A 25,549-nucleotide genomic window follows, 5' to 3' on the forward strand; every position below is an offset into this window, starting at 1 on the left:
AAAACTCAGCAAGTTTCGGATTTTATACCTGCAAAAACCAATCGATATTTGCCTTATAAAATTGAATGAAAATGAACACACAGGAAAACATCAATTATAATCGTATTGCAGATGCCATCGATTATATCAAAGCAAATTTTAAAGAGCAGCCAAATCTTGATGAAGTTGCAGAGAAAGTGCATTTGAGTCCGTTTCACTTTCAGAGGCTTTTCAGCGATTGGGCAGGAACAAGTCCGAAGAAGTTTTTGCAGTATACCAGTTTGGAACACGCCAAAAAATTACTCAAAGAAAATCAGGCAACGATTTCTGAAACTGCATTCGAAACCGGGCTTTCGGGCACTAGCCGACTTCATGATTTATTTGTAAATATTGAAGGAATGACGCCTGCCGAATATAAAAACGGCGGAAAAAATCTGGAAATAAATTACAGTTTTGCCGAAAGTCCGTTTGGGAATATTATTGTGGCTTCAACTCAAAAAGGTGTTTGTTTTATGGCTTTCGCCGAAGATGAAGCTATCGGATTTAATGATTTAAAGAATAAATTTCCTAATGCCGCTTTTACCAGAAAACTTGATTTAGCACAGCAAAATGCACTTTTCATTTTCCAAAATGACTGGAGTAAATTATCTGAAATAAAACTGCATTTAAAAGGAACCGATTTTCAACTGAAGGTTTGGGAGACTTTATTAAAAATTCCGATGGGACAGCTTTCTACTTATGGAACTATTGCACATCAAATTCAAAAACCAAATGCTTCCCGCGCTGTTGGAACTGCAATTGGCAGTAATCCTGTTGCATTTTTAATTCCGTGTCACCGCGTCATTCAATCTTCGGGAATCTTTGGCGGTTATATGTGGGGAAATACCCGAAAAACGGCAATAATTGGCTGGGAAGGCGCGCAGGTAAATACAAATTTATAATTTACGCACAATATATGTGTAGAGACGCACAGCAGTGCGTCTAACGTTTTATATTCACGACGATCTTTGTCGACAATCTTTGCGTAGACGCACTGCTGTGCGTCTCTACATATATGCTTTGTGTAAATTATTCTGCATGTAAAAATTAATCCTATTAAATTATTTATGCAAACTATACAATCAAAAATTGCTTCTCAAAATTGGGAAAGCATCACCGAATCTATGCACGAAAATGGCTTTACTATTATTCCGAATGTACTCAATAACGAACAATGTGAAGATTTAAAATTCGATTATGATAATCCAAATTTGTATCGAAAAACGGTCATTATGGAACGTTATCGGTTTGGTTTGGGCGAATACAAATATTTCAATTATCCCCTGCCCGATTTAATTCAAAACATACGTTCCTCGATTTATCCTAAATTAGCTCCAATTGCAAATGCATGGATGAAAGCTTTGAATATCAATACCCTTTTTCCTGATAAACATGAAGAACTATTAAAACAATGCCATGATAATAATCAATTGAAAGCGACGGTTTTAATTTTAAAATATGGAGAAAGCGGTTTCAATACTTTACATCAGGATTTATACGGCGATGTTTATTTTCCCATTCAAATTGTGCTTTTTCTCTCTGAACCTGATGAAGATTTTACCGGAGGCGAATTTGTATTGACACAGCAAACGCCAAGAGCGCAGTCAAAAGCTATTGTTTTAAAACCTAAAAAAGGTGATATTTTGGTTTTTACAACAAATTTCAGACCTGTAAAAGGCACAAAAGGTTATTATCGTGTAAATATGAAACATGGGGTTAGCGAAATTCATTCGGGCGAAAGATATACGCTGGGAATTATTTTTCATGATGCGTTATCGTAAAATTTATAGACATGAAATATCTGTAGAGATGCACAGCAGTGCGTCTACGCAACGTGAATCAAAAAAGAAAGACTATTTCTCACGCAGATTTCACAGATTTTTAATCCTTTAATCTGTGGCAAAAAACATCATACATATCCATAGAGACGTACGGCAGTGCGTCTAACGTCATGTAATTAATCTATGTCGACAATCTTTGCGTAGACGCACTGCTGTGCGTCTCTACGGAATAAAATGTGGTAAAATTATGATTGAACACAATAAAATTTCAGATTCAAATCTTCGAAATAAAATTAAAAATACGGAGATTTGTTTCGGCGGCAACCGGAAACTAAAAATTTATGGAACGCTGAAATGTTCTTCGGGAAAAAGAATGAAACGTGAAAACCGGGTTTTCTTTTCTTCTGAAAATGAAGCAAAACAAAACAGTTTCAGACCTTGCGGACATTGTATGAAACCCGAATATTTAAATTGGAAAAATGGACTTATTTAATCCTGAAATAAACGAAACAACGAACTTACTTCCAAAAGATGGAACTGTAAATTATTATGGAAAATTGTTTTCGAGAGAAGATTCTAATCGTTATTTGGATGTTTTATTGAATACAATTGAATGGAAAAATGATGAAGCTATAATCTTTGGAAAATTAATTTTGACCAAAAGAAAAGTGGCTTGGTACGGCGATCAGGAATTTGAATATACGTATTCGAATACTACAAAAAAAGCACTTCCGTGGACGAAAGAATTATTAAAATTAAAGAAAATAATTGAAACTAAAACAGGTGAAACCTTTAATTCCTGCTTATTAAACTTATATCATTCCGGAGAAGAAGGAATGGCCTGGCACAGCGATGCTGAAAAAGATTTGAAAAAGAATGGCGCTATTGGTTCTGTAAGTTTTGGTGCTGAACGCAAGTTTGCTTTCAAACATAAAGAAACTAAAGAAACGGTTTCTTTGATTTTACAACATGGCAGTTTATTGGTTATGAAAGATGAAACACAGACGCATTGGCTGCATCGTTTACCACCAACTAAAACCACTCAAAAACCAAGAGTAAATTTGACTTTTAGAACTATTGTTGAATAAGAATATTTGAGTAAACCCGACAGGTTTTAAAAACCTGTCGGGTTTGTCATTTCTTTTTCGATACATTTTGATAAGAAAGCTTTAAAGCATCTTCAAACATTTCTGGTCTGACTTTCGAAAGTTCTACAATTGTCCAGCCTTGTTTTCCCCATTTATTTGGAATTGGATAAAAAATCATTTCACTCGACGCACAAAAAACAGATTGATCGATTTCGTTTAATTTTAAAACGGTCCGATTGTTTTTTTCATCAAAAGTGGCAAATATTTTCTTGTTTACCCGAAAAGAGGTTTTCTCAAAATGTGGTTCTTCAACTGCATTTTCAAAGGATAACGCTGCTTTTCTAAATTTTTCAATATTGACCATCGCATATCGATTTAGTAGACCCGACAGGTTTTAAAAACCTGTCGGGTCTTTGGTGACTATATCTTACCAACCTTGATTCAAACCATTTTTTAAAACTTCATCGTAGTTTTCTTTATCAAAAGAATATAAGTTTGGGGCTTTGTGTGCCACATTATTTTTCTTTTCATCCAATTTATTCAGAATTCCGATGTTGGTTATTTTTCGCATAAAATTTCTTCTGTCGAGTTTTTTATCCAGAATTGTTTCATACAATTTTTGCAATTCCGGCATTGTAAATTTTTCCGGCAATAAATTATATCCAACAGGCATTAAATTTAATTCTGTTCTTAGTGTATCGAGAGCTTTATCAAGGATTTCTTTGTGGTCTAAAATTAGTTCAGGAACTTCTTTATGATCGATCCATTCTATTATTTCGTTAGAATTTATTCGGTTTGGGATAATTTTTAAAAAATCGACCAAAGCATAATAACCAATTGTTACAAAACGACGTGTAAGCCATTTGCCTTTCTCGGGATCGATATCTAAATATTTTAAAACCTCTTTTCCAAAATGATCATCATTTCGATTAATTTTTCCAAATGCGGCAAACTGTCTTAAAAAAACACCTTCTACCCCGGTTCTTTCGTTTAAAATAGTGACTGCTGCTGTATCAATATCCTGATCTATCGGAATAAATCCGCCCGGTAAAGACCACTTTTCACTATGCGGAACTTTAATCAGCAAGACTTTTAATTGATTATCATGAAACCCAAAAATAACGCAATCTATGGAAAGTCCCGGCTGGTAATTTTCGTTATTTTCTATAATAAATTTCAGCATTTGAATTCTTATTAAACTTGCAATTTACTTTTATTTTTCAAAAACTGTTACATTTTTATAAAAAGTACGTCTTTATTAAATAATTACATATTGAAAAACCAAAAGTGTACAAATCACAATTTTAGTTAAAATTACGAAACGAATTGAAAAAATAAGTACATTGCGTCATAATAACACATTTGATTAACGAATTGTTAAATAATAAATATTAAGAAAGAAAAAGATTACAGATACTTAATTTTGTATTCTAAAATAAATAGAGAATTGAAATTTAATAAACGAGATTATGAGTGTCAATCCGCTAAAAAATATTAACAAAAAAATTAGAACCAAAATCTGGACTTCATTCGGGTTTGTTTCTAAAACTTACCTTTTAGAGGCTTCGCTAAAATACAGTGAAGAACAGGAAAGAATTTTTAACGAAATGATCGTTAAAACTGAAGCTAAAGATAAAAAAGCAAAACGCGAAGCTTTTGATAAAGCTTTATATGCATCTTATAAAGGAATTGGCGCTATGGATTTTATAAATACTGTTTTGAAATAATTCAAAACCTTTATAAAATCCATAACGCCAATTTTAATTGACATTCTATATTATTGTACTAATTCAAAATCTGATTTTAGTTTAATATCTGCTGATGAAGCTCCAATCAGCACTTCAAAATCTCCAGGCTCTGCCGTCCATTCTAATTTATCATTGTAGAAAGAAAGTTTTTCTTTGTCGATTGTAAATTCGATTGTTTTGGTTTCTCCTGCATTCAATTTTACTTTTTGGAAATCTCTTAGTTCTAAAACCGGGCGAACTACTGATCCAAATTTATCTTTTAAATATAGCTGAACCACTTCTTCTCCGGCAACTTTTCCAACATTTGATAATTGAAATGAAACTTTAATTGTTTCACTGCTTTTGATTTTTGTCGAAGAAAGTTTCAAACCAGAATAATCAAATTTTGTATAGCTCAAACCGTATCCAAAAGGAAATTTAGGAGAGTTTTTTAAATCGATATAAGCTGAAACATAATTTGTAGCATTTTCATTTTTAGCTGGTCTTCCTGTACTAAAATGATTGTAATAAATTGGAATCTGCCCCACTTCTCTTGGGAAAGTTATTGGCAGTTTTCCTGACGGATTGTAATCTCCAAATAAAACATCTGCGATTGCGTTTCCAGCTTCAGTTCCTAACCACCAAGTATATACAATTGCAGGAACATTATCTGCTGTCCAATTAAAAACAAGTGGTCTTCCTGCATTTATTAAAACTACAACTGGTTTTCCTGTTGCCTGAATTGCTTTTACTAAATCTTCCTGAACGCCTGGTAAATGCAGATCGCTTCGGCTTTTTGCTTCACCGCTCATATCGCGTCTTTCACCAATACTCAAGATTACAACGTCTGCTTGTTTAGCGGTTTCAACAGCTTCGGCAAAACCATCTTTATTGTCGCCATCAACTTCACAGCCTTTTGCGTAAAGTAATTTTGTGTTTTTACCTACTTTGTTTTGTAAACCATCCCATTGTGAAACTACCCATTTATCATAATTTACATCTGGAAGTTCAACAGACCAGAATCCCATATTAGCTTTGTATTCTTTTACCATTGGGCCAATAAATGCAATTGTTTTTACACTTTTAGAAATTGGTAAAGTCTGGTTTTCATTTTTCAATAAAACGATACTTTTTTCAGCTACTTCAAGTGCCGCTTTTCTGTTTGCAGGATTAGCCAAAACTTTTTCTGCTCTTTTATCGTCAGAATATCTGTAAGGATCATCAAATAAACCTAATTCGAATTTTTTGCGAAGAATACGTTTTACAGCATCATCAACCAAATCAATAGAAACTCTGCCTTCTTTTACTAACTGCGCTAAATTATATCGGTATGCATTACTTTCCATATCCATGTCACTTCCGGCAGTAATTGCAGAATATGCAGCTTCTTTAAGGTCTTTTGAATAACCGTGAGCGACCATTTCTCCAATTGATCCCCAGTCTGACACTACAAATCCCTGAAAGTTCCATTTTCCTTTTAAGATATCTCTTTGTAAATGTGCATTTCCAGTTGCAGGAATTCCGTTTAAATCATTAAATGAATTCATAAATGTTGCTGCTCCGGCATCTAAAGCGGCTTTAAAAGGCGGTAAATACGTTTCAAGAAGCATTCTTTCGCTCATATCAACTGAGTTGTAATCCCTGCCTCCAACTCCTGCTCCATAAGCTGCGAAGTGTTTTACGCAGGCCATAACAGAGTTTAAATCTCCTAATTTATTTCCCTGAAAACCTTTTACTCTTGCATAAGCAATTTTAGATCCTAAGTAAGTATCTTCTCCTGCACCTTCCATTACACGTCCCCAGCGCGGGTCACGGCTAATGTCTACCATTGGTGCAAATGTCCAGTGAATTCCGTTTGCAGAGGCTTCTTCAGCAGCAACTCTTGCAGCTAATTCAATGGCTTGTAAATCCCAGCTTGCTGCTTCGGCTAACGGAAGCGGGAATGTTGTTTTGTATCCGTGAATAACGTCCTGACCAAATAACAACGGAATTTTAAGTCTTGACTGCATTGCCAATTCCTGATATTGTCTGGTATATTTTGTTCCGATGATGTTTAGCATCGAACCTATTAAACCTTGTTTGATTTCGGCCTGTTTGTTTGGGTTTATTGTAATTGGCCCAGTTGCCTGATTGTCTCCTGTGTATTGATTAAGCTGACCAATTTTTTCTTCAATTGTCATTTTTTTCAACAGATCATTTACTTTTTGATCTATTGTTTGCTGCTGGGCCGCCGCAAAAAACGAGACCATTAACAAGGCAAATGTGGTTATTTTTTTCATGAATTTAATTTTGGTTACCAAACGTAAGTTGCAACTGCACCAGCGTTTAAAGTAGTTGAAATTTGTTTTTGATTGTATTTGATATTGAATGTTTCTGCCGTAGTTCCGTCGTTTTCTACAATTAGAACGGTTTGTCCAGATGGTGTTTTGAAAGCTGCGTTGTATAAGTTTCCAACAATGTTACTTCCAATTCTTACTGAACCTTCCGGAACAAATTTAGAAGCATGTCCAATAATATAATACCCCACTTCACGCTTAATATTTTGATTTTGATCGATCATTAAAGCTCCTTTACAAGTCGAACATCCGCCTGGTGTAAATGGTTTGTAATATTCATCGTTTGCTAATCCCCACGAAAGTGCATTTTTACTCCAGTTACGCATTGAACCAATTACAACATTTTTTACACTCCATTTTAAATCATCTTCAAAACTGCTTTTTGATCCTGTATATTGTTCTGTAAAATATAAATCTTTGTTTGGAAATGTATCATGAACTGTTGTTAACGCACTAATATCTCCTTCGTATAAATGAAACGCTGAACCTGCAACAAAAGGGTTTGCTTTTGCATCTTTTAAGATAGTCAAAGGATATTCGGGTTTATTACAATTGTGATCGTAAACGATAATTTTTGTTTTAATTCCTGCTGCTTTAAAAGCTGGCCCTAAATGATTTCCAATAAAATCTGCCTGCTGTTCTGCCAGCATTAATAAACTTGGATTATTTCCCGGATGCAACGGTTCATTTTGCGGTGTAATGGCATCAATAACAATTCCGTGAGATTTCATTGCCTGAACATATTTTACAAAATACTGGGCATAAACCTCATAATATTTTGGCTGCAGGCTTCCTCCTTTTGAGCTTCCGTTGTCTTTCATCCAAACTGGAGGAGACCAAGGTGAACCCATAATTTTTATTTGTGGATTTATTGCTAAAATTTCTTTTAACACAGGCACAACATCATTTAAATCCGGACCAAGATTAAAGTGTTCCAGTTTTAAATCCGTTTGTCCTTCGGGCATATCATCATACGAAAAAACTTTTTCATTCAAATCTGAAGCTCCAATACTAATACGCAGGTAACTTAAACCAATGGCATCATTTTTTCTGGAAAACAATTCCTGAAGCAATGCTTCTCTTTTTGCTTTATCCAGTTTTAAAATTGTCTGAGCGCTTCCTCCTGTTAACGAAAATCCGAAACCTTCGATGGTTTGAAATTTTTGAGAAGGATTCACTTCAATAGTTTGGTTTGAATTAGTTTCTGTATTAAAAACTAAATCATCCTGTTTTTTAAGTTTAGAAGATTCATCTGTAGTTGTAATCCATGATTCTGCTTTTCTAGAATTGGCAACTGCATTTTTTGAAGATCCACATTTTATCTGCATTGCAATAAGCGGCAGTAAAAGTAAGATTTGAAGTTTTTTGCTGCTGTTTTTCATTTTTAATCTATTTCTATTAGAACAGGTAAATGATCTGACGGATATTTTAAATCTTTAGAATCACTTAAAACTGCATGTTTTTGAATTTTTAATCCGCTATTTTTTGAAATAAAAATATAGTCTATCAATAATGTAACTGGCTCGTTATGTTTGAAATCATTAAACGTTCCTGATGGCCCAAAAGGTTTTTCTATTGAAACATCTCTAGTATCATCCATTACTTTTTTTATTTCTGCAATTTGCGGCGTGTTTGGTTCTGAATTGAAATCTCCCATTAAAAATGCCGGGTATTTCTTTATGTTTACTTCACTTATTTTTTTCAAAACAAGCTGTACGCCTTTTACTCTTGCTTCTTCACCCATGTGATCAAGATGCAGGTTAAAAACCCAGAACGTTTTTTTTGTTTTTAAATCTGTAAAAAGTGCATATGTACAAACTCTGTTGCAAGCTGCATCCCAGCCTCTTGAAACTACGTTTGGTGTTTCTGAAAGCCAAAATGTATTGGAATTCTGCACCTTAAAGCGATCTTTTTTGTAATAAATAGTACAGGCTTCTCCCGTTCCGTTTTCTTCTCTTCCTATTCCAAATCTGTTATAATTTGGAAAAGCGGCTGCGATATCTATTACTTGATTTGGGGTTGCTTCCTGAACTCCAAAAATTTCCGGACCATAAAATTGTATTTGAGAAGTAAAATAATCTTTTCGTTTTGGCCACGCATTTTCTCCGTCTGATGCTACATCTAAACGAATGTTGTAGGTCATAATTTTTAAATTTTGACCATAAAATGAAATACTTACAAAAAGTAAGAATAATACTAAAATAAATTTATTTGTCTTTTTCATAATTTTTAAAATTTTAATCCGTAAAGCTAATGTTTATCTAGCCTTAAAGGATAAAACTTATTTAAAACTTATGTTAATTATATACTCTCACATAATCAACTTCGAAAGTTGCATTAGTGAAATTTGGATCAACTGCTCCTCCAAAATTTCCTCCCATTGCTAAATTTAAAATCAGGAAAAAGTTTTGGTTGAATGGGGTTGAACTTGAATTTGCATAGGTGTAAAACAAATTATCATCTACATAAAACTTAATGCTTTCAGCGCTCCACTCTGCGGCGTAAATATGAAATTCTGTTGTTGAATTTGGAACTGTTGTCGTTTTGGTATCAGGTGTATTTCCTGAACGTCCAGGCGAATGCAATGAAGAGTGATTTACGTTTGGATTATTTCCAACTGATTCTAAAATATCAACTTCACCACATAATGGCCATCCTGCTGTATCGATATTATCTCCTAACATCCAGAATGCCGGCCAAGTTCCGCCGCCAACTGGTAATTTTGCACGAACTTCGGCTCTGCCGTATTTAAATGAAAATTTCCCTTTTGTAAGCATTCTTGTTGATGTATAATGGCTTCCCATATACTCTTCTTTAATGGCTTTAATTTTTAGGGTACCATTTGAAATAATTACATTTTCTGGACGACTTGTATAATATTCTAATTCATTATTTCCCCAGCCGTCTCCGGTTCCTGTATTATAACCCCATTTTGATGAATTTGGCGCACCGTCTACATCAAATTCATCTGCCCAAAGTATTTTTCTGGCAACATATACATTTACTGAAGAAGTAGAACTGATAAACTGTCCAGAACCATTGTAAGCTGAAACAATTATGGAATAAGCCTTTGTTCCCGAAGTTGTGAATGTATATGCAAGTTCTCCGTTTGTAATTTCTTTAAGCTGATTGTCTATTAAAACTTTATACGAAACTGCATTTGCCGCATTAATTTTTAAGTTCACTTTACCGCTTCCGTCCCCATTAGGATTTGCTGCATTCTTACCCACTACTTCAACCTGAATAATAAGGTTTGAAGGAGCTGGATTACCTGAACCTCCATCTGACGCATCGTTACTACTGCTGCAAGATTGAAATATCAACAGTAAAATAGCGGTTAGAAAACCTGCTTTGTCCATTATATTTTTAATTTTTTTCATTTGCTTTTATTTTTTAGAAACACTTTTTTTACCATCCAAAAATTCCAGATAATTCAAATTGAATCCTCCTTTTTCAAAAACTACTTTTATTTTATTTTCACCTGCGTTTAATTCTACATCAGATAAAATAATGGTTTTCCATTTTTCATTTCCACCAGTTACACGCAATGTTATGGTTTTTGATTTTGTACCATTTGCTGTTTCTAAATGAAGCTGCCCCTCAAGGTTTTCGCTTGAGTAACGAATGGCAACATTGTATTTGTTTTGTTTTTTAACCTGTGCAGTAAATTGCAGCCATTCTCCATCTTCGATAAATGAAACCTGATAACCGTTTGATCCGGCATCTTTACAAGGCAAAATATCAACGCCGTCGTTACGCATTGTATTTCCTTTATTCCACTGGTCAAAATTTCCTGTTGCTACTCTGTAATTGATAAAATCTTTATCAGAATAAGCAAATCCGTTTGTTCCTAAATCATATTGCGTTGCAATGATTTTGCCGGGAATTGTGTGTGTTTTATACGGTTTTGTGTCGTTTGTCTGCACTTGTCTGAACATGGCATCGATTACATCTGGCTTAACGGTTACGTTTTCCATTTTGTAGTTATCTGCCATTTTCATTAATGCTTTTTTCGAAAATTCTGCTGATGGTTTTTGACCGCCTTCTTTCCAGTATTTCAATAAAACATCGTATTCCGGAATTTTAGTTACCGAAGTTACACCAGCAATATTTTCGATTTTTTTCATTGGCCAAAAAGCCCATCCAATATTATTGGTTTCCACCAATGTCAAGGCATCTTTAAACCAAACGTTTGAGTTTTCGCCACTTTCTCCAAGCCAAATAGGAACATTGTATTGGGTTCTATAATCCAGCATTTTCTGGATAGATTCCTTGTCATTGTAATTCCAGTATTTGTGGAAACTCAACGCCATGTTATCATCCCATAAAGGGAAAACTCCGTTGTAATTATTTCCCCAGCAATTTCCTTCGATAATTACTAAGTGGTTGGTGTCGACTTCTCGAATTGCTTTTGTAACGGCAACCATTAAATCTCTTAAAGGTCCGTTTGAATTTTCATCGCAGCCATTTTTATTTGATCCGGTAAAATTCCAGTTTGGTTCGTTGATAATATCATAAGCTCCAAGCCACTGACTGTCTCTGTAACGAGAAGCCAGTTTTTTCCATAAAGCAATCATTTTTTTCTGATTGGCTTCACTTTGCCATAATGATGGTTTTGTTGTGTCGTAATCAGAAATTGCAGCATCATTTCCTTGTCCGCCTGGTGCAGCGTGTAAGTCTAAAATCAGGTAGATTTTGTTTGCTTCGCACCATTTCAATAAATTATCTGTTATGGTGAAACCTTCTTCTATCCAAGTGATTTCTCCATTTTTTTCCTGCTCAATTGGCGGCGTATATAGATTATAATGCATAGGGAGACGAATCGAATTGAAACCCCATGCTGCCAGCGAATCGATATCACGTTTTGTGATTCCGTTTGCTTTGTAAGCTGCATAAAATTCCTTTGTTCCCTGCTCTCCAATAACTTCTTCAATTTTTTGTTTGATTTGGTATTGCGGACTTGCAAAAGGCTGTGTTTGTAACATATAACCTTCCTGAACCATCCATCCGCCAAGGCCTAATCCTCTTAGAAGAATGTTCTTTCCGTTTCCATCAACAATTTTTTGTCCGTCTCTATGCAGAAATCCTTGTCCAAAAACTGTAATGGAAAACAAAAGCTGTAATGCTATTATTGCTTTTTTCATTTGAAAATCAATTTTACTTTGCCTTTAATTTATTTCCAAGTGTAAGTTCCAACAGCTCCTGCCTCAAGAGAAGTTGTGATCCATTTATCATTGAACTTAACATTGAAGATTTCACTTACTGACGAATCATTAACTACTACTAAAACTTTTGATCCAGATGGTGTTATAAAAGCAACGTTTTGTAAACTTCCGCTTGAGTTACTAGCAATTCTAATAGATCCTGAAGGAACAAATTTTGATGCGTGTGCAATAATGTAATAAGCAACATTTCGTTGAAAATTTTCCGATGAAGTTACGGTCAATGCGCCTTTACACATGGAACAGCCACCGTTTGTATGAGGCTGGAAAGCTCCATCGTTAGCTAAATTCCATTCTAATGCATTTTTACTGTAATTTCTCATCGAGCCAATAACTACGTTTCGAACGTGCCATTTTAAATCTCCTGCAAAATCTCCTGCTGAAGATGTCCATTGTTCTGTGAAATACACATTTTTTGTTGGGTAAGAGTTGTAAACATTACTTAATGCACTGATATCTCCGGCATATAAGTGGAATGCTGATCCATCTACGAATGGAAATGCATCGGCATCAGCCAAAATTGCTTTTGGATAATTTGGGTTATCACAGTTATGATCGTAAGCAATAATTTTTACACTAAGATTTGCTGCTTTAAAAGCCGGCCCTAAATTGTTTTTAATAAAGTTAGCCTGCTCTGCTGCAGACATATACATACTTGGATTATTTCCGTCATGTAAAGGTTCGTTTTGCGGCGTTATGGCGTCAATTGTAATTCCTTCCGCTTTCATTTGCTGAATGTATTTTACAAAATATTTTGCATAGACATCATAATATTGCGTTTGCAATTTTCCTCCAATAAAACTGTCTTTGTCTTTCATCCAAAGCGGTGCTGACCAAGGTGATCCTAAAATTAAAATCTTTGGGTTAATCGCTAAGATTTCTTTTAAAAGTGCAATTACTCCGGCTTTGTCTTTATCTAAACTAAATTTTGCTAAAGTCAAATCAGTTTCGCCAGCCGCAAGGTCATCATAAGTAAATGGCGTAGCATTTAAGTCAGATGCACCAATACTGATTCTTAGATAACTAACTCCAATTGAATTGGCTCCAGTACCAAATAATTCTTGTAAAAGTGCACTCTTTTTTGCTGCTGTTAATTGATTGATTACTTCAGCACTTCCGCCGGTTAATGTGTATCCAAAACCATCAACCGTTTGATATTTTTGTGCTGCGTTAACTTCAATATTTGTATATGAATTTGGTGTTGTACCAAATCCTAATGTTCCACTTTGTTTTGCTAATAATACGCTTTGATCTCCTTTTGTCAGCCAAAAATCAACATCGTTTGTTACAACTACTGGCGGGTTTACTACAGGTGGATTTACCACAGGGTCAACTGCATCGTTTGATGTAGAACATTTTACCTGAGAAAATACGGCCATTGAAAAGAACAGTATTTTTATAGTGTTTTTAAAATTTAGTTTCATTTTTGATAGTTTTTTAGTGCAGCAACATTAGTATACAATTGTCTGTATTGCATGTGCCGGAATAGTTATAGTGTTTTGTGAATTTTGGTTTATTAGGGTGTAAACAATCTCATTATCTGATTGGTTCATGACTATCGTTACTATTTTGTCATCAGAGTTTTTAAAAGAGGTGCTTATTAGTTTTTTATCGCTTATTGTCTGGATTATTCTTTTTGCATTTGGCCGAATAAATTTCGAAAGATGTCCAATGTAATAATACATCGGCGTGTAGATTAATTCGTCTTTTGTCGTGTCGGCATGAATTGGTGAAAAACAGAAATTTCCAACATGATTTGGACCTCCGTTTTGATCCAGAAGAATATTCCAGTCTGTCCAGCCAACGGTTCCGTTGTTGAAATCGTTAATCATGTTAAGTCCGTATCGTTCTGCATTTCCCCAAAACTGAAATCTTGAAGCATCAAATTTTTCAATACAACCTTCTGTAAAAAGTAAATTTTTATTTGGAAAAGCTTGGTGTACCTCACCTACTGATTCAAATTTAGGTGTACCTCCATTCCATGTTTCGTACCAATGAAATCCAATTCCCCATGCATATTTTGAAACTGCAGGATCTGAGAAAACAAGATTGGCTCTTTTGGTTAACATATCTCCGCGATTGTGATCCCAGATTATAACGTTCTTAGAACCAAGTCCTTCTTTTTCCAATGTTGGCCCAAGAAAATTTTTAAGAAAATCTCTTTCGGCTTCGGGAGTGTAGATACAAGATTCCCATCTTTGTTTTGCCATTGGCTCATTTTGAATAGTTAATCCCCAAACCGGAATTCCTTCTTTTTCGTAAGCTCTTATAAATTTAACATAATAATTTGCCCATGATTGTGCAAACTCTGGCAACAAAACGCCGCCGTGCAAAATATCATTATTGTCTTTCATGAAAGCTGGGGGACTCCATGGACTAACAAATAAAGTTAATTTCCCGCCGGCAGTTTCAATTGCACTTTTTATTAATGGAATTCTATATTTTCGATCGTGATCAATATTGAAGGTTTTTAAATCTTTATCACCTTCGGCAACATAGGTATAACTATCACTGCTAAAATCGCAGCTATGAATATTCGTTCTGGCTAAAGTATATCCTATTCCTTTATTTTTATCGTAATAAGCAGTTAGGAATTCTTGTTGTTTTTTTGGAGATAGTTTGGCAAAAACTTCTGCACTTGCGTCTGTAATTGCGCCTCCAATTCCTAAGAAAGTTTGATCTGTTTTGTCGGCATCTAAGGAAATAGAAATCGTTGATTTTGTTTGTTGTGCAGCAGAATTTGAAATTAAATTATCTGATAATGATAATCTCAAATTGGTATTTTCGGCTGTAGTATAAACCGTGATTTTTTTATTTGTTTTGGATGCAGAAACAGCTGATCCGTTTGCAGTTTTTGATGTTGAACAACTTACTTGCAAAATTATTATTAAAACTAATAAGATTCTATTGATGGTTTTCATTGTTACTTCAAAAAGCATTTTATTTCAAATTAAAAAATTGAGGGCTGATATGGATGATTCAAATCAGCCCTCTTCTGTTAACTCAAAAAATATTAATAAACAAGCGTTTGTATAGCGTGTGCAGGAATTTTAACTACTGATTTTTCTGCTGCTATTATCAAATTATATGTAATTTCTTTATCTGTTTTGTTCATTACAATTGTTGCCATTGTACCATCTGTATTTAAAAATGATGTACTTAACAAACCGCTTCTGCTTACTGCAGAACTAACTCTTTTTGCATTTAATCGAATGAATTTTGAAAAATGTCCTATGTAATAATAAGATGGTGTATAAATTAACTCCCCTGTTGTTGTGTCTGCGTGGATTGGTGCAAAACAGAAATTTCCAACATGATTAGGTCCTCCGTTTTGATCTAAAAGAATGTTCCAGTCTGTCCATCCAACGGTTCCGTTATTAAAATCGTTAATCATAGAAATTCCGTAACGTTCTCCATTACCCCAAAACTGATATTTTGCAGCATCAAATTTTTCAACACATCCTTCTGTAAACAAAAGTTTTTTGTCTGGATATGCCTCATTTACTTTTGCAACATTGTCAAACATTGAATCTCCTCCTGACCAGTTTTCATACCAGTGAAAACCCATTCCCCAAACATATTTTGCTGCTTCAGGATCAGAGTAAATTACGTTTGCTCTGTAATTCATTAGGTCACGATTGTGATCCCAAACGATAATTTTTTTATCTCCAAGTTTTTCTTTTTTCAAAGTTGGGCCTAGAAAGTTTTTAATAAAATCTCTTTCAGCTTCTGCTGTGTAAATGCAAGATTCCCAAGTTTGAACAGCCATTGGCTCGTTTTGAGTTGATGTCCCCCAAATTGGAATTCCTTCTTTCTCGTATGCTTTTATAAACTTGACATAAAAGTTTGCCCAAGTTTGATAATATTCTGGTAATAATGTTCCGCCTTTTAGTACGTTTCCGTTACTTTTCATAAAAGCATTTGGTGACCAAGGTGCAACATAAGTTAATAATTTTCCTCCTGCAGTCTGGATTGCCTGTTTGATTAACGAAATACGAAATTGTCTATCGTGATCAATAGTAAACGTTTTTAAATCTTTATCTCCTTCTGTGATATAAGAATAGCTTCCACTGCTAAAATCAGAACTTTGGATTGTGGTTCTTAGCAAAGAATAGCCAATTCCTTTTTGTTTATCATAGTAGGCATTTAAGAATTCTGTTTGTTTTTCTTTTGAAAGTTTAGCAAAAATTTCGGCACTCGCGTCAGTAATGGCTCCTCCAATTCCCATAAAGGTTTGAAACTTTTTAGACGGTTCTACAAAAACAGAGATCTCCGTTTCAAGAGGTTGTTTTGATGCTGAAAAAGTCAAATTATCTGTTGATGTTAATCTCAGTTTTGAATTTTCGGCAGTAGTATAAACCGTTATCTTTTTCCCGTTGGTTGTAAATTCTTTCTTTGCTTTTGTCTGCTGTGCAAGAGCTGTGACTGTAAACAAAAAGCACAGAAACTTTAAAGTATTTTTTTTCATTCTTTTCTTTAATTTTTTAATTCTAAAAGAAGTTTGCAGAAACTCGTTCTCTGATTGCTTAGGATTTAAAAATAGCCCATACTCATAATGATTATGGGCTATTTACAACCAAACTTAAACTTAACTTAAACTTTTATTTTCCTCTCATTTCGATTCTGCTCACAGTAATTCCATCTTTTGTGAAAGTATTACCACCAGAACGAATTAGTAGATAAATTTTACCTGTAGTATCAAATTTTACAACATTTGAAACAGAAGCTGTTCCGTCATTTTTAACACAGCCAACTGAAGAAAGCCTTCCTGTAAAAGCTCCTTTTGCGCAGCCATCCCAAGTGCTCATACCCATTACTTTGTTGTCTTTATATTCAACACCGTCTTTAGGTACAGATTTCCCAGCATATACTTCAAACCATGTTTCATCAGATCCACTTGGACAAGAAACAAGCATATCAATTGTATATTCTTTATCTTTTACAACATCAATTGCTTGATAAATTCCTTCTTGCGCCCATCCTCCTGGAGAATGAATCGTTGCAGTTCCTGAATTAAATGACCAAAATGCAGCACCAGTAGCGCTTAATTTTGCTGATGACCATTGAGCTATATCAGCTGCGCTATTAAAGAATCCTCCTCTAACTAAATTAGGTTTAGCAGGGTCTGAAGCTGCAACTACAATATCATGAGAAACTTTAGATGTAGCACCTCCAGCAGCAATAGCTGTATGAGTTACAGTATAAGTACCAGCATCTGGTAAAACAACTTCTTCTGTCATTTTACCCATATATGGTCCATATCCAATATCCCATTTTGATGAAATTACTCCATTTTCCTGAGCAGTTAAAAGATAAGTATTTACTTTTCCTGCAACAGGAGCAATTGTAAACGCAGCATCAACATTTGTAGCTGTTAAACCGTTATTAGCCGGATCATCATCACAGCCAGTAAGCGAACCTAATACTATTGAAAGCATTAGGTAAGCACTTCTTTTTAAAATTATATTTAGGTTCATTTTCTTTTTGGTTTTTGGTTAGATAGTTTTTTTTTGTTATTCGTAGTTAGGGTTTTGTTTTAATTTAGTTCCTGTTAATTCTACGTAAGGAATTGGGAAAATTTCATCAGTCCCAGCATTGAATCCTCTGTCAGATAAAGCAGTAGCAGCATCACCCCATCTTACTAAGTCGAAGAATCTGTGTCCTTCACCAGCAAGCTCCATTCTTCTTTCATTTTTGATAGCAGCTAATGTTACCGGAATTGAAGCAAGGCCAACTCTCGCTCTTACTGCATCAAGTAAAGCTTGTGCTCTGGCACCTGTAGCGCCTAATGCTTCAGCTTCTAATAAATAAGTATCTGCTAACCTGATAACATAAGAGTTTTGTTTGTAGTTCAACTCAGCAGCTCCACCACCTGTACGAACATCCGTTTTTCTTGGTAAAAATTTGTTCAAGAAATAACCTGTGTCTTGGTAACCTGGAATATAATCAGCTTTACCAGCAGCTTTTAACGCTTTTAAGTCAAAAATAGTTGCGTCAAATCTAGGATCAGTTTTCATTGCATCGTAAAGTTTTTGTGTTGGAACACTAAAACTCCATCCAGAAGGAAGGTCTGCCGCAGTAGAATTTGCTGGTCTAGAATAACCTCTAGGTCCAACCATTACATTTAATGAGTTTCCTTCGTCTCTTCCTGAACCCCAGAATCCCCAATCAGAGTTTCCAGCACTAGTATGAGATACTTCAAGAAGTGATTCTGAATTAAATTTGTTTGCTACAACCCATAAATCACTAAACTTAGCAAGTAATTTATTTCCATATTGGTTAGCTTGTCCTGGTGTGCCATTTACTTGAGCAAGAATTGCAGCAGCTTCTGCATTTTTCCCATCATATAAATAAACTTTTCCAAGTAATGCCTGAGCAGCTCCTCTTGTTAAACGACCTGATCCTGTAGCAGCATCTACACTAGTAGGTAAAGCCGGAATAGCTTCTACTAAATCTTTTTCGATTTGAGCATAAACAGCAGTTGGAGCTGATTGCTCAACATTTAACATAGTTGATGTTGTAAGCGGTTCCAAGATTAATGGAATATTCTTAAACATTCTAACTAAGTTGAAATAGTATAATGCTCTTAAAGCTTTAGCTTCACCTGTGAATCTAACTTTTAATGCATCTGACATATTAACTCCAGACATTTTTGATAACAAAACGTTTGCTCTGTAAACACCTTGATAATGATCATTCCAGAAACTTCCAGGAATAATTAATGAAGTTAATGAGTGAGTTGAGAAATTTTGAATTCCCTGACCGTCTGAAGCACCACCACCACCAGCGTAGAAATCATCTGAACCAGCATTTAGCATTGCTACAAGATTTTCAAAACCACCTGTATTTTTTCTTAATGGGTCATAAACACCAACAAGAGCAGCTGTAGCCTGTTGTTCATCTTTATAGTAACTAGTTGATAAGAAAGATCCTTTTGGGTCAATGCTCACGAAATCTTCAGAACAAGATCCTCCTAAAGCAGCCAAAGCAATGACAGCGTATATATATTTAAATTTATTTTTCATGATTCTTTAATTATTAAAATTGTACGTTCGCTCCAAGCATAAAAGTTCTTGCTTGTGGATAAACACCTCTGTCTACACCAAATACCTGACCTCCAATTTCCGGATCATATCCTGTGTATTTTGTGATAGTGAATAAATTTTCACCTGTTAGATAGAAGCGGATTCTGTCTGCTCCAATTTTAGAAGAAAGATCAACTGGAAGAGTATAACCTAACTGAACAATTTTCAAACGAACATAATCTCCGCTCTCCAGGTAGAAATCAGACATTTTGCTGAAGTTACCATTTCCGTCATTATTAGCAAGTCTTGGGTAATCATTTGAAGTTCCTTCTCCTGTCCAGCGACCTAAAGCTTCTGTTTGGTAATTTGCATTTAGGATATCTAACCTGCGTAATCCCTGGAAGATTTTGCTTCCGGCAGCACCCTGAGCAAATGCCATAAAATCAAATCCTTTGTAATCTAAGTTTACTGTTAAACCAAAAGTATATTTAGGAATACTGTTTCCTAAGTATTGTTTATCGTCATCAGAGATAGATCCATCTCCATTGTTATCAACCCAGCGGAAATCCCCCGGTTTTGCATTTGGCTGGATTAAACCTCCTGCAGCATTTGTGTAAGCATTAATCTCAGCTTGATTTTGGAAAATTCCAGCCGTTTTGTATCCGTAGAATTCATTGTATGAATGACCAACCTGAGTTCTTGTAACAGGTCCCATAGATTGGAAAGAAGCATCTCCAATGATAAAGTTATTAGATGCACCAACATAAGTAATTTCGTTTTTCAGGTAAGCAACGTTTCCGTTAACTCCTAAATTAAAATCACCAAGTCTTTTCTTGTAGCCTAACTCAAACTCCACACCGCTGTTGTTCATATCTGCAACGTTAGCCCATGGCTGTTCAGCAACTCCAACATATCCCGGAATTACAACCGGTCTCAAGATTCCTGTTGTTTTCTTTTTGTAGTAATCTAATGTTATATTAAAATCGTTAAATAATCTTGCATCGATACCAATACTTGCCTGAGAAGTTTCTTCCCATTTCAGATCTGGGTTATCAAGAGTTACGTTAGCATAACCTGTTGTGATAGCACCTGTATTTCCAAAAGAATAGTTATAACCTCCTGATACTAATGAAATATATCTAAAATCAGCAACCTGGTCATTACCTACAACTCCATAACCTCCTCTAATTTTTAAAAGGTTTACTACGTTATTCTCTTTCCAGAAACCTTCTTTTGAAACTACCCATCCTAAAGAGAATGACGGGAAAACTCCAAATTTATGATTCTCTCCAAAACGAGTAGATCCATCACGACGAATAACTCCGGTTACAAGATATTTCTCCATGTAATCGTAGTTTAAACGACCAAATAAAGATGTTACTTTATGCTGTACGAAATCATCTGTAGCACTATTTCTGTCTGCTTGTGGAATATCAAACTTGAAAGATGCGTCACGATAGTCAGTAATTGGCAAACCAAACATTGTAGCTCCAACATAACCTCCGATGTTATCAACATAAGATCCCTGACCAGCTAAAACATTTACATTATGATCTCCAAATTTGTTAGAATAAGTAAGAACGTTTTCAATATTCCAGTTGAATGATTTATTGTTATTTTGATAATAACTATTTTTAAGAACATTCACGTTTGCGCTTAAGAAATATACAGGAGTAAATCCCTGATCTCCCCAGTAAGAAAGTTTACCTCCCAGTGTAGATCTCACTTTTAAATGTGGAGTAATATTAGCTTCTAAATAAGCATTCCCAACGAAATCATCAGACCATCCGTATCTTCCTAATCTTGTCTGGATATACCCTAATGGGTTTGTCATCTCCTGACCAACAACACTTGAAATTCCATAAGGATTTCCGTTTGCATCACGAACTACAGGATTTGTAGAATAAGGTGCCGCATTTGCAACAGCAGGATCTGTAACTACTAATGGAGTTAATGGATCAAGGTTTATGGCTGAACTTAAAGGTCCGCCAAATTCACTGTTTGTATTTCCAATTCCAACCGTTTTTTGTCTTGTATAACCAAAAGTTTGTCCGAATGTAAAATACTTAGATATTTTATGAGTAGAGTTTAAACGGAAATTCTTTTTAGTATAATTAGAAATTTCTGTAGCAACAATACCTTCCTGGTCCTGAATACCAAATGATGCATAAAAAGTAGAAAATTCTCCACCGCCGCTAATACTTAATTCATGAGTGTATCTGAAAGCACTGTCATTAAAAATAGCATCCTGCCAGTTTGTTCCTTTTCCTAAAGCAGAAGGATTAGAGTATAAGATTGAACCTCCATCAGCAACTGATTTTTCATTCATAATAGTTGCATATTCAGCAGCATTCAATAAATCTAATTTTTTTGCTGGAGATGATACCCCTGCAAAACCGCTGTAGTTTACTGTAATTTTACCTGCTTTACCTTTTTTTGTAGTAACTAAGATTACCCCAGTTGCAGCACGAGTACCATAAATTGCAGCAGAAGCCGCATCTTTAAGCACCTCAATAGATTCGATATCTGACTGATTTAAGAAACCAATTCCTCCAGCATCAACAACGTTACCATCAACAACCCAAAGAGGATTATTTCCACCGTCGCCAAAAGTTGTAATACCACGTACACGGATTGTGGATCCCGCACCAGGCTGACCTGAACTTGAGGCAATTGTTACACCAGCAACACGACCTTGTAACGCCTGCTCAACTCTGCCATTTGGAACTTTCTCTAAATCTGCAGCTTTTACACTTGAAATTGCACCTGTAACTACTGATTTCTTTTGAGTACCGTAACCAACTACTACAACCTCATTTAATGATTGTGATTCTGGTTTTAATTGAATTGTAATTTTTGTTCTTCCATTTACAGCTTCAGTAACTGTAGAGTATCCTATAAAAGTAACTGTCAAAACTCCGTTTGAAGGTACTTGTAGTTGGAATTTCCCATCAAAATCTGATGCGGTCGACTTTGTTGTACCTTTAAGGACAACTGTTGCGCCCGGAACCGGCATTCCACTTTCATCGCTTATCATTCCATTTACTGTGACATCCTGAGCCACAGCTATAACCGAGAATAATAAAGACGAAACACAAAAAATAAGTAATTTTGTTAATTTCATTTTTCTAAAAATTTTGGTTAATTAATTAGTAATTTGATGCAATAATAATGTTATTTTTTTACTATCAACATTTAAATTTCATTACAAAAACACATCAAACTAAAATTTTATACATTACAAAAACACATCATTTTTTTTATAAATATCTAATATAGTGATATTTAAAAACAAAAAATAAGATGTTATGAAAATGTTAATTGAAAAAATAAACACTACAATTATATAAGATTGCTTATTTTTATGAACGAAATACTTTTCTACAACGTGATAGTAGAGAAAAAACATTCGTAAACACCTATAAACAAACAACTTAGGATCCAGAAAACAAATTAAACCGAATAATTAATGAAATTAACGATATCATATTTTTATATTACTTTTTTTACATTATTCACAATTGCCCTTTTTGGGCAGGTTAAAAACATCGGATTGCCGGATGTAAGAAATTACAAGCGTAATGAATATAAAGGAGGGACCCAAAACTGGAATATTGATCAGGATAAGAATGGAAATTTATATTTTGCTAACAATAATGGTCTTTTACAGTTTGACGGCTCTTCATGGAAAAAATATCCACTGCCAAATTTAACTTCTGTACGATGCTTAAAGATTGACAACTCAGGAAAGATATATGTGGGAGGTTATAATGAATTTGGATATTTCCAGCCAGATAATAAAGGAAAACTTCAATACACATCACTTTCTAAAAAAGTTGATAAGAATAAAATCAAAATCATTGACTTTATATGGAAAATTCATTCCATAGATAACCAAACTGTTTTTCAATCTTTTGCTAGGGCATATATCTTCAAAAAAGGAAAATTATCAATATTAAAAGCTCCAAAACGTTTTCAATTCTCATTTGTAGTCAATAACAGGCTTTACTTTCAAGATGAAGAAAAAGGAATTTTAGAATATAAAAACGGAAAACTCTATTCGCTGCCAAATACCACCAGCTTAAATAACACAGAGGTTTGGGCGATGTACTCTATAGGCAAAAACAGAATCTTAATTATTACATTAGAAAAAGGATTATTTATTTACGAAAACAACACCTTAACACAATGGAATACCGAAGCTAATAATTTTGTAAAAAGAAACAATTCCCTTGGAGGCGTTCTTATAGACAATAAATTTATTGTTTTAAATTCGGTTTTAGATGGAATTGCCATTTGTGACTTTGATGGCAAAATCATCCAACATATTAACAGAAAAAAAGGGCTTCAAAATAACACGGTTTTAACTTCATTTATTGACAACAAAAACAATCTTTGGCTTGGACTGGATAATGGTATCACTTTCGTTAACGAAAGTTCTCCTTTTACGTATTTTGGATTTAGTTATGACATTAGTACCGTTTATGCATCTGTAGTTCATCAGGGCAATTTATATGTTGCAACCAATCAGGGTGTTTTTTATCATGCCTGGAACAATAGCTTCAAGGAAGATGTTTTTAAACTTGTTGAAGGAACTACTGCTCAATCATGGAATGTACAAGTTATCGACGATGAATTAATTTGTGCCAACAACAGAGGGGCATTAATAATTAAAGGAGGAAGAGTTACCAATATTATAGATTCAAAAGGATATTTTGGATTTAAGAAAATTCCAAGTCATCCCGGTTTTTTTATTGGTTCAAATTATGACGGATTTGCCATTTTTCAAAAAACAGCAAACGGGCTTTCATATAAAAATCAAGTCGCAGGATTTGATAAATCATCGAATAGTTTTGAACTTGATCAATCTTATTTATGGCTTAAAAAAGATGAATCTATATACAAAATGGCTTTAAGCGAAGACCTAACAAGGTTTTCAAGCATCAAAAAAATTGATCGCCTAACTACTCAGTTTAAAAATATAGGAAGTCTTCAAAAAATTGATGGCAAAGTGTACTTTCAAACGAATAATCATTTTTACAAATATTCTTCGGAACAGGAAATATTTTACGAAGACAAAAAAATAACCAGTCTTTTTAAAAATATTCCGGTTATAAATGCACTAAGTGAAGATTCACAGTCAAATTTATGGTATGCTTATGATGAATCTTTAGGTGTATTAATGAAGCAGAATAATAGTTATAAAAATATCGTTGCACCATTTTCTAATTTAACCGGTAACCTGGTCACTAGTTATCTTTCGGTAAATACGATTGATTCTAAAAATATCTTTATCGGGTTAACAGACGGTTTAGCACATTACGACTCTGAACTTTTAAACAATTTTGTAACTAAACCAAAAGCATTCGTTCGCAGCTTTTCATTTCCGGGCGATACTATAATTCTTGGAAATAATAAAAACAAGATTGAAAACATCCGAATTCCTTATTCGTCTAATCATGTTCGTTTTACTTTTTCGTCACCAACCTATGAAAACCTTGAAAACGTGCAGTTTTCTTATCAATTAGAGCCTTTTGATGAAAAGTGGAGCAACTGGTCAACCATTTCAATTAAAGAGTACACAAACCTTCGTGAAGGCGATTATGTAATGAATGTAAAAGTTCGAAATAGTTATGGGGTTCAATCTGAACCATCAACCATTTCTTTTACCGTTTCTCCGCCTTGGTACAGACACTTTCTGGCTTTTATGCTTTATTTTATAGTTTTAATAATTGCTATTTATGTAATTTCCAGTCGAATTAAAATGAAAATTAGAAAGAATAAATATTATGAAACTATTGAGCAGCGAAGACTTTACCTTGAAAAAGAATCGAGAATTAGACAGGAACAATATGATCTTGAAAAAGAAATCGAAAAATTAAAAAACGACAAATTACAAATCAAGATTTTAGCAAAAGATAAGGAACTGGTAAACAACTCCTTACAAGTAGTAAAGAAGAACAAAATCCTAAACGGAATTATTCATAAGCTGAAAGAAATTGATGTCGAGGCGCTAGACGACTCAACTAAGTTTCAGGTCAGCAAACTAAACAAGAGTATTGTAAAAGAGGTTAATACAGATAAAAGCTGGAAAGATTTAGAGAAACACATCAAGAATGTCCATTTTGAGTTTTTAAAACGTTTAAAGGAAAAATATCCAACAATTTCTCCCCGTGAACTTGATTTATCGACTTATTTATTAATGAATATGTCTACCAAAGAAATTGCCGAAATTATGAATATTTCAACCGGCGGAGTCGAATTAGCCCGTTATCGTTTGAGAAAGAAACTCGGATTAAATAAAAAGGAAAACCTTATTGGTTTTTTAATGAGTATATAAAAAAAGGCCTTC

19 protein-coding genes are annotated in these 25,549 nt (G+C 34.4%); 6 read left to right on the forward strand and 13 right to left on the reverse strand.

All coding sequences use genetic code 11. From position 1 onward, the window contains the following. The first annotated feature begins 71 nt into the window (after positions 1–71). The 4 genes from BUE10_RS05700 to BUE10_RS05715 all read left to right on the forward strand — a co-directional run bounded on the left by BUE10_RS05700 (position 72) and on the right by BUE10_RS05715 (position 2,887). A complete protein-coding gene (locus BUE10_RS05700; RefSeq protein WP_073484164.1) occupies positions 72–920 on the forward strand; it encodes a bifunctional helix-turn-helix domain-containing protein/methylated-DNA--[protein]-cysteine S-methyltransferase in 849 nt (282 codons plus the stop codon). A gap of 165 nt (positions 921–1,085) precedes the next feature. Continuing rightward, positions 1,086–1,799, forward strand: coding sequence for a 2OG-Fe(II) oxygenase (locus BUE10_RS05705; RefSeq protein ID WP_073483183.1), 714 nt, complete (start codon positions 1,086–1,088; stop codon positions 1,797–1,799). Between the two features lie 247 nt (positions 1,800–2,046). Further along, entirely contained in the window at positions 2,047–2,292 is a 246-nt protein-coding gene (locus BUE10_RS05710) for an Ada metal-binding domain-containing protein (RefSeq protein WP_073483185.1), read from the forward strand. Then, positions 2,279–2,887: an alpha-ketoglutarate-dependent dioxygenase AlkB family protein gene (locus BUE10_RS05715; RefSeq protein ID WP_073483186.1), complete on the forward strand. Its 609-nt coding sequence runs from the start codon at positions 2,279–2,281 to the stop codon at positions 2,885–2,887. Before BUE10_RS05710 ends, BUE10_RS05715 begins: the two co-directional genes overlap by 14 nt. A gap of 46 nt (positions 2,888–2,933) precedes the next feature. Here the strand turns inward: BUE10_RS05715 and BUE10_RS05720 are convergent, their stop codons facing one another. Then, on the reverse strand, positions 2,934–3,251 hold the full coding sequence (locus tag BUE10_RS05720) for an MmcQ/YjbR family DNA-binding protein (RefSeq protein ID WP_073483188.1): 318 nt from the start codon (positions 3,249–3,251) through the stop codon (positions 2,934–2,936). 63 nt (positions 3,252–3,314) lie between these two features. After that, the gene (locus BUE10_RS05725; RefSeq protein ID WP_073483191.1) at positions 3,315–4,070 is read right to left on the reverse strand and encodes an NUDIX hydrolase; all 756 of its coding nucleotides are present in this window, start codon (positions 4,068–4,070) and stop codon (positions 3,315–3,317) included. Positions 4,071–4,356: 286 nt separating this feature from the next. On the opposite strand from BUE10_RS05725, the gene BUE10_RS05730 reads away from it, so the two are divergent. Further along, on the forward strand, positions 4,357–4,614 hold the full coding sequence (locus BUE10_RS05730) for a hypothetical protein (RefSeq protein ID WP_073483194.1): 258 nt from the start codon (positions 4,357–4,359) through the stop codon (positions 4,612–4,614). Positions 4,615–4,664: 50 nt separating this feature from the next. On the opposite strand, the gene BUE10_RS05735 is transcribed toward BUE10_RS05730, so the two are convergent. The 11 genes from BUE10_RS05735 to BUE10_RS05785 form a co-directional block, all read right to left on the reverse strand. Next, on the reverse strand, positions 4,665–6,893 hold the full coding sequence (locus tag BUE10_RS05735) for a glycoside hydrolase family 3 N-terminal domain-containing protein (protein ID WP_073484166.1): 2,229 nt from the start codon (positions 6,891–6,893) through the stop codon (positions 4,665–4,667). A gap of 14 nt (positions 6,894–6,907) precedes the next feature. Further along, on the reverse strand, positions 6,908–8,332 hold the full coding sequence (locus BUE10_RS05740; protein ID WP_073483197.1) for a glycoside hydrolase family 30 protein: 1,425 nt from the start codon (positions 8,330–8,332) through the stop codon (positions 6,908–6,910). A gap of 2 nt (positions 8,333–8,334) precedes the next feature. Beyond that, complete coding sequence (locus BUE10_RS05745) at positions 8,335–9,174, reverse strand: endonuclease/exonuclease/phosphatase family protein (RefSeq protein ID WP_073483200.1); 840 nt, start codon at positions 9,172–9,174, stop codon at positions 8,335–8,337. A 73-nt stretch (positions 9,175–9,247) separates the two neighbouring features. Next, the gene (locus BUE10_RS05750; RefSeq protein WP_083597976.1) at positions 9,248–10,330 is read right to left on the reverse strand and encodes a glycoside hydrolase family 16 protein; all 1,083 of its coding nucleotides are present in this window, start codon (positions 10,328–10,330) and stop codon (positions 9,248–9,250) included. 6 nt (positions 10,331–10,336) lie between these two features. Next, on the reverse strand, positions 10,337–12,094 hold the full coding sequence (locus BUE10_RS05755) for a cellulase family glycosylhydrolase (protein WP_073483203.1): 1,758 nt from the start codon (positions 12,092–12,094) through the stop codon (positions 10,337–10,339). A 29-nt stretch (positions 12,095–12,123) separates the two neighbouring features. After that, positions 12,124–13,596 (reverse strand): glycoside hydrolase family 30 protein, encoded by a 1,473-nt coding sequence (locus BUE10_RS05760; protein ID WP_073483205.1) that lies wholly within the window; start codon positions 13,594–13,596, stop codon positions 12,124–12,126. A gap of 27 nt (positions 13,597–13,623) precedes the next feature. Next, positions 13,624–15,093 (reverse strand): glycoside hydrolase family 30 protein, encoded by a 1,470-nt coding sequence (locus tag BUE10_RS05765; protein ID WP_073483208.1) that lies wholly within the window; start codon positions 15,091–15,093, stop codon positions 13,624–13,626. Between the two features lie 92 nt (positions 15,094–15,185). Next, a complete protein-coding gene (locus tag BUE10_RS05770; protein ID WP_073483210.1) occupies positions 15,186–16,640 on the reverse strand; it encodes a glycoside hydrolase family 30 protein in 1,455 nt (484 codons plus the stop codon). A gap of 133 nt (positions 16,641–16,773) precedes the next feature. Then, entirely contained in the window at positions 16,774–17,649 is an 876-nt protein-coding gene (locus BUE10_RS05775) for a hypothetical protein (protein WP_143055949.1), read from the reverse strand. A 36-nt stretch (positions 17,650–17,685) separates the two neighbouring features. Beyond that, entirely contained in the window at positions 17,686–19,197 is a 1,512-nt protein-coding gene (locus BUE10_RS05780; RefSeq protein ID WP_073483216.1) for a RagB/SusD family nutrient uptake outer membrane protein, read from the reverse strand. A 13-nt stretch (positions 19,198–19,210) separates the two neighbouring features. After that, a complete protein-coding gene (locus tag BUE10_RS05785) occupies positions 19,211–22,321 on the reverse strand; it encodes a SusC/RagA family TonB-linked outer membrane protein (RefSeq protein ID WP_073483219.1) in 3,111 nt (1,036 codons plus the stop codon). A gap of 345 nt (positions 22,322–22,666) precedes the next feature. Between BUE10_RS05785 and BUE10_RS05790 the strand changes: the two genes are divergently transcribed. Then, positions 22,667–25,537, forward strand: coding sequence for a triple tyrosine motif-containing protein (locus BUE10_RS05790; RefSeq protein WP_073483221.1), 2,871 nt, complete (start codon positions 22,667–22,669; stop codon positions 25,535–25,537). Positions 25,538–25,549: the final 12 nt, after the last annotated feature.

The sequence above is a fragment of the Flavobacterium sp. CF108 genome, from assembly GCF_900129795.1.
In the GTDB taxonomy this organism is placed as follows: domain Bacteria; phylum Bacteroidota; class Bacteroidia; order Flavobacteriales; family Flavobacteriaceae; genus Flavobacterium.